Origin of the sequence: uncultured Ralstonia sp. (genome assembly GCA_913056305.1) — a bacterium.
Lineage (GTDB): Bacteria > Pseudomonadota > Gammaproteobacteria > Burkholderiales > Burkholderiaceae > Ralstonia.
This window is the reverse complement of record CAJXMR010000196.1, coordinates 1-8,649: the sequence shown is the minus strand read 5'-3', so window position 1 is coordinate 8,649 and position 8,649 is coordinate 1. Positions and strand designations below refer to the sequence as shown.

Here is an 8,649-nt window from a genome sequence, read left to right as displayed (position 1 = left end):
GCTGTTCCAGTTGTTGCAACCGTTCGCGCATGCGCGTCAGGCCTCGGACGATGGCTGCGTTACGTTCCCAATCGCCGTGCGGCATGAACGGGAAGACGCTGGTGAAGTGGCCACCGGGTTTGGTGATGGATTTGGTGATCGACGTGCCGCCCGAGACGGTCACGCGATCGGCGATGGTCAGGTGCCCGGCAAAGTTGGCCGCGCCGCCGATGATGCAATAGCGCCCGATCTTGGTGCTGCCCGAAATGGCCGCGCAACCGGCGATGACGGTGTACGCCCCCACGTGCACGTTGTGCGCGATCTGCACCTGGTTGTCGATCTTGCAGCCCTGCTCGACCACGGTGTCAGCCATCGCGCCACGGTCGATGGCGGTGTTGGCGCCGATCTCCACCTCGTCGCCGATGACGGCCCGGCCGGTCTGTGGAATCTTGACCCACTCGCCGCCCTGCGGACCGAAATCGGGCGCGAAGCCGAAACCATCGGCGCCAATCACCACGCCGCTATGCAGGATGCAGCGTGCGCCAACCACACAGCCGTGGTAGACCGAGACGTTGGCGTAGAGCAGCGTGTCGTCGCCGATGCGGGCATCCGCACCGACGAAGCTGTTGCCAGCGATGCGCACACGCTCGCCCAGCATCGCGCCGGCCTCGATGATGACGTTCGGGCCGATCGAGCAGGACGCCGGCACCACGGCGCCCTCGCCCACGCTGGCGCTCGGGTGCACACCGGGCACGACCGGCCGCGCCGCCAGCGCGACAAAGCGCTGGGCGACGCGTGCAAACGCTGCATAGGGATTGGCGGCGACGAGCCAGTTGCGCCCGTCGGCGTGGCCCTGGGCCGCAAGCGTTTCCAGGTCACGGGGCGACACGATGATCGCGCCCGCGCCGGAGCTCACGGCCTGATTGAGGTACAGCGGATTGGAAAGAAAAGCGAGCTGATCGGCGCCGGCCTGGTCCAGCGGCGCGATCGACTTGACGATCAGGCCGGCGTCCCCCTGGACGGTCGCGCCGAGCGACGCGGCGAGTTCACCAAGCGAAAACGACATGGATACAGCCTCATTTGCCCGATTGCTGCGCGTTCAGGACCTTCAGCACTTCGTCGGTGATATCGATACGCGGGTTCACGTACACGGCTTCCTGCACGATCAGGTCGTACTTGCGCTGCTCGGCGATCGAGCGGATCACGCGGTTGGCGCGCTCGAGCACCTGGGCCAGCTCTTCGTTGCGGCGCTGGTTCAGGTCTTCACGGAATTCACGCTGCTTGCGCTGGAAATCGCGGTCCATGTCCGACAGCTCGCGCTGGCGGCGGGCACGATCGGAATCGGCCAGCACGGCGGTGTCCTTATCGAGCTTGTCGGACATCGTCTTGAGCTTGGCGGCCATGTCCTGCAGCTCGCGGTCACGCTTGGAGAACTCGGTCTCCAGCTTGGCCTGCGCAGCCTTGGCCGGCTGCGAATCACGCAGGATGCGCTCGGAATTAACGGCGGCGATGCGGGCCTCCTGGGCGGCGGCCGGCATAGCGAAACTGAGTGCGGCGAGCGCTGCAAACGCAGCGGACACGCCCATGCGGGACAACGTGATGCGCGTGGATTTCATGATGGGTGCGGTCATTAGAATGCAGTCCCGATCTGGAACTGGAAGCGTTGAGTCTGGTCTTGGGCCTTGCGCTTGATCGGGAAGCCCATGCTGATCTTCAGCGGGCCAATCGGCGACAGCCACGAGAGGCCGAAACCGGTGGAGTAGCGCATCTCGCCCAGCTTGTACGGCTGGCCTTCGGCGAACACGTTACCGTAGTCGAAGAACGTGAACAGGCGGACGGTGCGGTCCACGCCCGAGCCCGGCAGCGGGAAGATGAATTCCATGTTGCCGACGAACTTGCTGGCGCCGCCGATGGCGATGCCGTTGGCATCGCGCGGACCCAGCGTGCTGGTTTCATAACCACGCACCGAGCCGATACCGCCCGCGTAGTAGTTCTTGAAGACCGGGAAGTCCTTGTTGCCGTAACCGTGGCCGTAGCCGATTTCGTTGTTGAAGGCCAGCGTGAACGACTTCGACACCGGATAGAAGTACTGGTGCTGGTAGTACGCACGGTAGTACTCCAGATCACCGCCCGGAATACCGACTTCCAGGTTGGCCTGCTGATAGCGGCCGCGGGTCGGCACCAGCGCGCTGTCACGCTGATCCTTCGACCAGCCGACGGTAATCGGGATGTTGTTGGTGATGCGGCCGTTCTTGGTGACGAAGTTCTGGTAGGCCAGCGGCGTGTTGCTCGACACGTCGATGGTCGTGCGCTCGTAGCCGATGCCGAAGAACACGGTGTCGGTTTCCGAGAACGGCACGCCAAACTTCACGTTACCGCCCTGCTGCACGATCTTGTACGTCGTATCGCCCGTGTAGTACAGCGGCTGGTACGTACGGTAGTACAGCTCGGTCGAGCGGCTGATGCCGTCGGTCGTAAAATACGGATCGTACTGCGTCAGCGCGATGGTGCGGTTCGCCTTGGAGGTGTTCACATCCAGGCCCAGGCTGGTACCGGAGCCGAACACGTTGTCCTGGCGGATACCGGCCGACAGCACCACCTTGTCGGTCGACGAGAAGCCCACGCCAAGGTTGATCGAGCCCGTCGGCTTTTCGGTCACGTTGACATTCACATCCACCTGGTCGGCCGTACCTGCCACGTCTTCGGTGGTGATGTTGGTGTCGGTGAAGTAGCCCGTGCGGTTGATGCGGTTCTGCGAGAGCTGCAGCTTCTCGCCATCGAACCACGAGGCTTCCATCTGGCGCATCTCGCGGCGCACGACCTCGTCGCGCGTCTTGCTGTTGCCGACCACGTTGACACGGCGCACGTAGACGCGACGGCCCGGATCGACCACCAGCGTGAGCGCAACGGTGCGATCCTTCTGGTTGATCTGCGGCTGCGGGTTGATGGTGGCGAAGGCGTAGCCGTACGTGCCGAGCAGGTCGGTGATCGCCTTGGTGGTGGCGGACAGCTTGGCCGACGAGAACACGTCGCCCTGCTTGAGCTTGATCAGCTTTTCCATCTCGGCCTGCTTGGACAGCAGTTCGCCGGTCAGCTTGATGTCCGACACCTTGTACTGCTCACCCTCGTGAAGGTTCAGCGTCAGGTAGATGTCCTTCTTGTCCGGCGTAATGGAAACCTGGGTCGACTCGATGGCGAATTCCAGATAGCCGCGGTCCAGGTAGAACGAGCGCAGCGCTTCCAGGTCGGCCGTCAGCTTCTGCTTGGAGTACAGGTCGTTCTTGGTGTACCAAGACAGCCAGTTGGGCGTGGACAGCTGCATCTCGTCGCGCAGGTCGCCTTCTTTGAAGGCCTTGTTGCCGACGATGTTGACCTGGCGGATCTTGGCCACCGGACCTTCGTCCACCGTGAAGGTGACCGACACGCGGTTGGCGTCCACCGGCGTGACCGTGGTCTGCACGTCGGCGGCGTAGTAGCCGCGCGAGACGTACTGGCGCTTGAGCTCCTGCTCGGCGCGATCGATCAGCGACTTGTCGTAGTAGCGGGCTTCGGCCACGCCCACGCCGCGCAGCGAACGACGCAGCGTGTCCTTGTCGAATTCCTTGATGCCGATGAATTCCAGCTGCGAGATCGCCGGACGCTCTTCCACGCGCACCACCAGCACATTGCCTTCGGCGCGGATCTGCACGTCCTTGAAGAAACCGGTGTTGTACAGCGCGCGGATCGATTCGGCGCCCTTCTCATCGGTAAAGGTCTCGCCCACCTTCACGGGCAGATAACCGAATACGGTGCCGGGCTCGACGCGTTGCACCCCCTCCACGCGAATGTCCTTGATGACGAACGGCTCCACAGCATGAGCCTGACCGGCGCAAACGGTCAGCACAGAAGCCGCCAGCATGCTGAGCGGGAAGCGATGGTGTCTGATCAATCTAATCCCCTAATTGGATCCGGTTGGAATCCACTTCCGAGTGTTTTCAAAACCCTGGTATTTCCGCCCGCCTGCGGCAACGATGATGAGACTTGCGCCAATCGGCTAGCCCCGAGTCAGGAACAGCCGACTCAGATCGTTGAACAAAGCGAGCGAAGTGAGAAGCAGGATGCAGGCGATGCCGATCTTTTGAAGTACCGCTTGCCAGGATTCCGGCACGGGCTTGCCTGTCAAAAATTCCACGCAATAATACAGCAAATGCCCCCCATCCAATACCGGAACGGGCAACAAGTTCAGCACACCCAGGCTCACGCTGATCAACGCAAGAAAGCCGACAAAGGATTGCCAGCCAAGGCTCGCCGCCTTGCCCGCAAAATCGGCCACCGTAATCGGGCCGCTCAGGTTCTGCAGCGACGCCTGCCCCACGATCATCTTGCCCAGCACCTGCAGCGACAGCATCGACGTCCGCCACACCTCGCCCACCGCATGCACCAGCGCTTGGGCCGGCTCGTCGCGAATCAGTTCCGTTTGCACATGCTGGCTGAGCTGCGCGCCCAGCTTGCCGAGCTTCGCCCCATTCGGGTGCGCTGGATCGGCATCGGCGCCGACGCGCACCGGCAGTGTCATGGGCTGGCCGTCGCGCAGGATGTCGATCGACGCGTTCTGCTCGGGCATGGCGCGAATCCAGCGGATCAGGTCCATGGCCTGATCGGCAGGTTGGCCGGCGAAGCGGACGATCTGGTCGCCACGGCGCAGCCCGGCGTGCTCGGCGGCGCTGCCCGGCAGCACCTCGGCAATGGTGATCGGCCCGCCCAGCAGGCGCAGCCCGATCTGGTCGATCACGTCGGTCTGGGGCGTGCGCGCCGCGCTCGGCAGCTCCTTCAGGCGCACGGTACGCTCGGCGCCGTCCGCGCCGCGCACACGCACCACAGCGTCGTGCCCGCCGATCCCGGCCTCGTACAGGCGCATGCGCACGTCGTTCCAGGCGCGCACGGGCGTGGGCGTGTCGTTGTCGGTACCGACGGCGATGATGCGGTCCTTGGCGCGCAGATCGGCTTGTGCGGCAATGCTGCCGGGCGGTGGCGCGCTCAGGACGGGCAGCGGCTCTTGCGCGCCCACCCAGGCCAACACCGCGTACAGCACGATCGCCAGCAGAAAGTTGGAGACGGGCCCCGCGGCCACGATGGCAAAACGCTTGTAGACCGGTTGATGGTCGAAGGTGCGCGGCAGGTCTTCGGGCGGGATCGGCGGGTCTTTCTCAGGGTCGCGCGCACTCTCGCCGAGCATCTTGACGTAGCCACCAAGCGGAATGGCGCAGATCGTCCACTCGGTGCGGTCAGGGCCGCGGCCGATATGGCGGAACAGCACCTTGCCAAAGCCGACGGAGAACCGCAGCACCTTGACGCCGCACAGGCGCGCGACGCTGTAGTGCCCCAGCTCGTGGATGACGATCAGTACGGCGATCGCAAAGACAAACGCTAAAACGGTCTGCAAGAACCTTCTCCGGATGCGTCGGCGGGCCAGTCCGGGCGCGGCCCGCGCCAGCGCACTATGTTACCCGCCCGCGCTGACAGGCCGCTTTCACGCGGCCGGCGGCGTTATGAATGCGCGCACGCCGATGCGATATAGCGCTCGGCGCGGCCGCGCGCATCCGCATCGGCGCCGAACACCGTGTCGAGCGAATCCGCTGGTACGACGGACGCCTGCGCCAGCGTATCGGCCACCACCGCAGCGATGTCGGTAAAGCGGATGCGGCGCTGCAAAAACGCTTCGACCGCGACTTCATTGGCGGCGTTCAATACGGCGGGCGCGGTGCCGCCAGCACGCAACGCATCGAACGCCAGCGCCAGGCAAGGGAAGCGGCGCAAATCGGGCGCATCGAACGTCAGTGTGCCAGTGGCGGCCAGGTCCAGCAGCGAGACACCTGCCTCGATGCGCTCTGGGTAGGCCAGGCCGTAGGCGATCGGCGTACGCATGTCGGGGTTGCCGAGCTGCGCCAGCACCGAGCCGTCGTCGTAGCCGACCATCGAATGGATCACGCTCTGCGGGTGGATCAGCACTTCCAGGCGCTCCACCGGCACGCCAAATAGCCAGTGCGCCTCGATCACCTCCAGGCCCTTGTTCATCATGGTGGCGGAGTCGACCGAGATCTTGCGGCCCATGACCCAATTGGGGTGGGCGCAGGCTTGGTCGGGCGTGACGTCGGCCAGCGTGTCGACCGCCCGCGTGCGGAATGGGCCGCCTGACGCCGTCAGCACGATGCGAGAGACACCGCGCCCGAAGTGCGGCGCCTGCTGCGGCAGGCACTGGAAGATGGCGTTGTGCTCGCTGTCGATCGGCAGCACGGTGGCGCCGTGCTGGCGCACGGCATCCATGAAGAGCGCGCCAGACATCACCAGCGCCTCCTTGTTGGCCAGCAACACGCGCTTGCCGGCGCGCACGGCCGCCAGCGTCGGACGCAGGCCGGCCGCGCCGACAATGGCGGCCATCACCACGTCGCAGTCCGGGTGGGCCGCGGCTTCTTCAAGCGCCTCCGGCCCGAAGCGGATGTCGATGCCGGCAGCGTCAGCGCCAAGCTTGTCGCGCAGCGCGGCGGCCGCGGCGGCCGAGCCGAGCACCGCCATGGCCGGACGGAAATCGCGGCACAGCGCGGCGAGCTTGTCGACCTGCGCGTTGGCCGTCAATGCAAAGACGCGGTAGCGATCGGGATGGCGGCGCACCACGTCGAGCGTGCTGTCGCCAATGGAGCCGGTGGCGCCAAGAACGGTAATGCGCATCATGGTCGGGCAGCGCCTCAGATCAACAATGCCGCCAGCGGCAGCACGGGGAGCAGCGCGTCGATACGATCAAGCACGCCGCCATGGCCGGGCAGCAGGCGACTGCTGTCCTTCATGCCGACCTGGCGCTTGAGCAGGGACTCGAACAGATCGCCGCCGATGCTCGCGGCCACCAGCACGAGCGTCAGCGCCAGAGCGACTAACACGCCGTTCTGGTCGAACTGCCGCGAGAACCACGTCGGCGCGAAACAGTGCGTGGTGCCGGCCACCGCGGCGATGACGAGCACCAGCACAGCACCGCCGATGGCACCCTCCCACGATTTGCCTGGGCTGATGGTCGGCGCCAGCTTGCGGCGGCCGATCGCCTTGCCGACGAAATACGCGCCAACATCCGCCGCCCAGACCAGGATCGCCACGGACAGCAAAAACGCGATGCCGGATGCGCGCAGCACGATCACCGCATGCACGAACGCCGGCAGGATCACCCAGCCCAGCAGCGCGAACACAAGCCGGCGTCCGCCGGTCAGCTCACGCACACCGCCGGCGAGCAGCACCCAGGCCACCGCCCACGCCGCTATCGACGCGTAGAACAGCGGGCGAACGTCGCCGCGCGCCGGCATGTCATGCCATGCAATCGTCAGCACCACGGCAACCGCGGCATACACCACCGGGCCCCACCAGCCGGGCAAGCGCACCAACCGGCCCCACTCCCACGCCGCCAGCGCGGCAAAGACCGTCACCAACCCGGCCAGACCGGCGGGCGGCGCGAAGAACAGAATCGGCAGGATGACAATCAGCAGGCAGACGGCGGTAATCACGCGAGTCAGCAGCATGTGTCAGGCTCCGGCGGATCGCACAGGGGGGACGGACGGATCGAGCTGCGCGCTGGTGCGGCCGAAGCGGCGCTCGCGGTTGCGATACCAGGCGAAGGCGCGATCCAGCTCGGCGGCGTCGAAATCGGGCCAGTAGCGGTCAGTGAAATACAGTTCGGAATACGCAAGCTGCCAGAGCAGGAAATTGCTGATGCGCTGCTCGCCGCCGGTGCGGATGAACAGGTCCGGCTCTGGCGCGTACGCCATCGCCATGTGCGGCGCCAGCATCTCTTCGGTGATGGACTCGGGTGCGATACCCGGCTGCGCGGCCACCAGGGCGCGCATGGCCTGCAGGATGTCCCAGCGGCCGCCGTAGTTGGCGAGAATGGTGACGGTCAGCCCCGTATTGGCAGCCGTCTTGGCCTCCGCCTCCCGGATCAGCAACTGAATGCGCGGGCTGAACGCCTCCAGATCGCCCACCACGCGCAGGCGGATGCCGTTGTCATGCAGCTTGCTCACTTCGCGGCGCAGCGCCGTCATGAACAGCTTCATGAGGAAGGTGACTTCCTCGGCCGGGCGGCGCCAGTTCTCGGAACTGAAGGCGAACAGGGTCAGGTAGCCGACGCCACGGCGTGCCGCAGCTTCGACCGTGGCGCGCACGGCATCAAGGCCACGGCTGTGCCCGGCCACGCGCGGCAGGTGACGCTCGGTGGCCCAGCGGCCGTTGCCGTCCATGATGATGGCAACGTGGCGCGGCGTATCGGCGGTGTCCGGCACCGCCTGTGTAGAGCTGATATGCATGAATCGGGCTTCCCGCCGCCGACGCACGATGCGCCGGCCTTGGGAGACGGCCTTACACCGTCATGATTTCCTTGTCTTTCTCGGCGACCAGCTTGTCGATTTCGGCGACAAACTTGTCGGTCAGCTTCTGCACCTCGTCGCCACCGCGGCGCTCGTCGTCCTCCGAGATGGCCTTGTCCTTGACCAGCTTTTTGAGCTGTTCGTTGGCATCGCGGCGCAGGTTGCGCACGGCGACCTTGGCATCTTCGCCCTCACCCTTCACGACCTTGGTCAGCTCTTTGCGGCGCTCTTCGGTCAGCGCGGGCGTCGGCACGCGGATGATGTCACCCATGGTGGCCGGGTTCAGGCCCAG

8 protein-coding genes are annotated in these 8,649 nt (G+C 65.4%); all 8 read right to left on the bottom strand.

The genetic code is table 11. From position 1 onward, the window contains the following. On the bottom strand, positions 1–1,045 hold a 1,045-nt coding region (gene lpxD / locus QZ609_RS21355; RefSeq protein ID WP_295499300.1), incomplete at its 3' end, for a UDP-3-O-(3-hydroxymyristoyl)glucosamine N-acyltransferase. A gap of 10 nt (positions 1,046–1,055) precedes the next feature. Then, positions 1,056–1,610 carry an OmpH family outer membrane protein gene (locus QZ609_RS21350; RefSeq protein WP_295499296.1) on the bottom strand — a complete coding sequence of 185 codons (555 nt, stop codon included), beginning with the start codon at positions 1,608–1,610 and terminating at the stop codon, positions 1,056–1,058. Further along, positions 1,610–3,877 carry an outer membrane protein assembly factor BamA gene (gene bamA, locus QZ609_RS21345; RefSeq protein ID WP_295499303.1) on the bottom strand — a complete coding sequence of 756 codons (2,268 nt, stop codon included), beginning with the start codon at positions 3,875–3,877 and terminating at the stop codon, positions 1,610–1,612. Before bamA ends, QZ609_RS21350 begins: the two co-directional genes overlap by 1 nt. A gap of 135 nt (positions 3,878–4,012) precedes the next feature. Further along, positions 4,013–5,401, bottom strand: a complete 1,389-nt coding sequence (gene rseP, locus QZ609_RS21340) for an RIP metalloprotease RseP (protein ID WP_295499293.1) — start codon at positions 5,399–5,401, stop codon at positions 4,013–4,015. 104 nt (positions 5,402–5,505) lie between these two features. Continuing rightward, complete coding sequence (gene ispC, locus QZ609_RS21335; protein WP_295499290.1) at positions 5,506–6,687, bottom strand: 1-deoxy-D-xylulose-5-phosphate reductoisomerase; 1,182 nt, start codon at positions 6,685–6,687, stop codon at positions 5,506–5,508. A 14-nt stretch (positions 6,688–6,701) separates the two neighbouring features. Further along, positions 6,702–7,517: a phosphatidate cytidylyltransferase gene (locus tag QZ609_RS21330; RefSeq protein WP_295499287.1), complete on the bottom strand. Its 816-nt coding sequence runs from the start codon at positions 7,515–7,517 to the stop codon at positions 6,702–6,704. A gap of 3 nt (positions 7,518–7,520) precedes the next feature. Beyond that, entirely contained in the window at positions 7,521–8,297 is a 777-nt protein-coding gene (uppS, locus tag QZ609_RS21325; protein ID WP_295499284.1) for a polyprenyl diphosphate synthase, read from the bottom strand. Between the two features lie 52 nt (positions 8,298–8,349). After that, on the bottom strand, positions 8,350–8,649 hold a 300-nt coding region (locus QZ609_RS21320; protein WP_295499282.1), incomplete at its 5' end, for a ribosome-recycling factor.

What these genes read in the sequence shown, in the direction of transcription:
- ispC (WP_295499290.1), bottom strand. Translation starts at nt 6,687, where the DNA reads ATGATGCGCATTACCGTTCTTGGCGCCACCGGCTCCATTGGCGACAGC.
- uppS (WP_295499284.1), bottom strand. Translation starts at nt 8,297, where the DNA reads ATGCATATCAGCTCTACACAGGCGGTGCCGGACACCGCCGATACGCCG.
- QZ609_RS21350 (WP_295499296.1), bottom strand. Translation starts at nt 1,610, where the DNA reads ATGACCGCACCCATCATGAAATCCACGCGCATCACGTTGTCCCGCATG.
- bamA (WP_295499303.1), bottom strand. Translation starts at nt 3,877, where the DNA reads ATGCTGGCGGCTTCTGTGCTGACCGTTTGCGCCGGTCAGGCTCATGCT.
- QZ609_RS21330 (WP_295499287.1), bottom strand. Translation starts at nt 7,517, where the DNA reads ATGCTGCTGACTCGCGTGATTACCGCCGTCTGCCTGCTGATTGTCATC.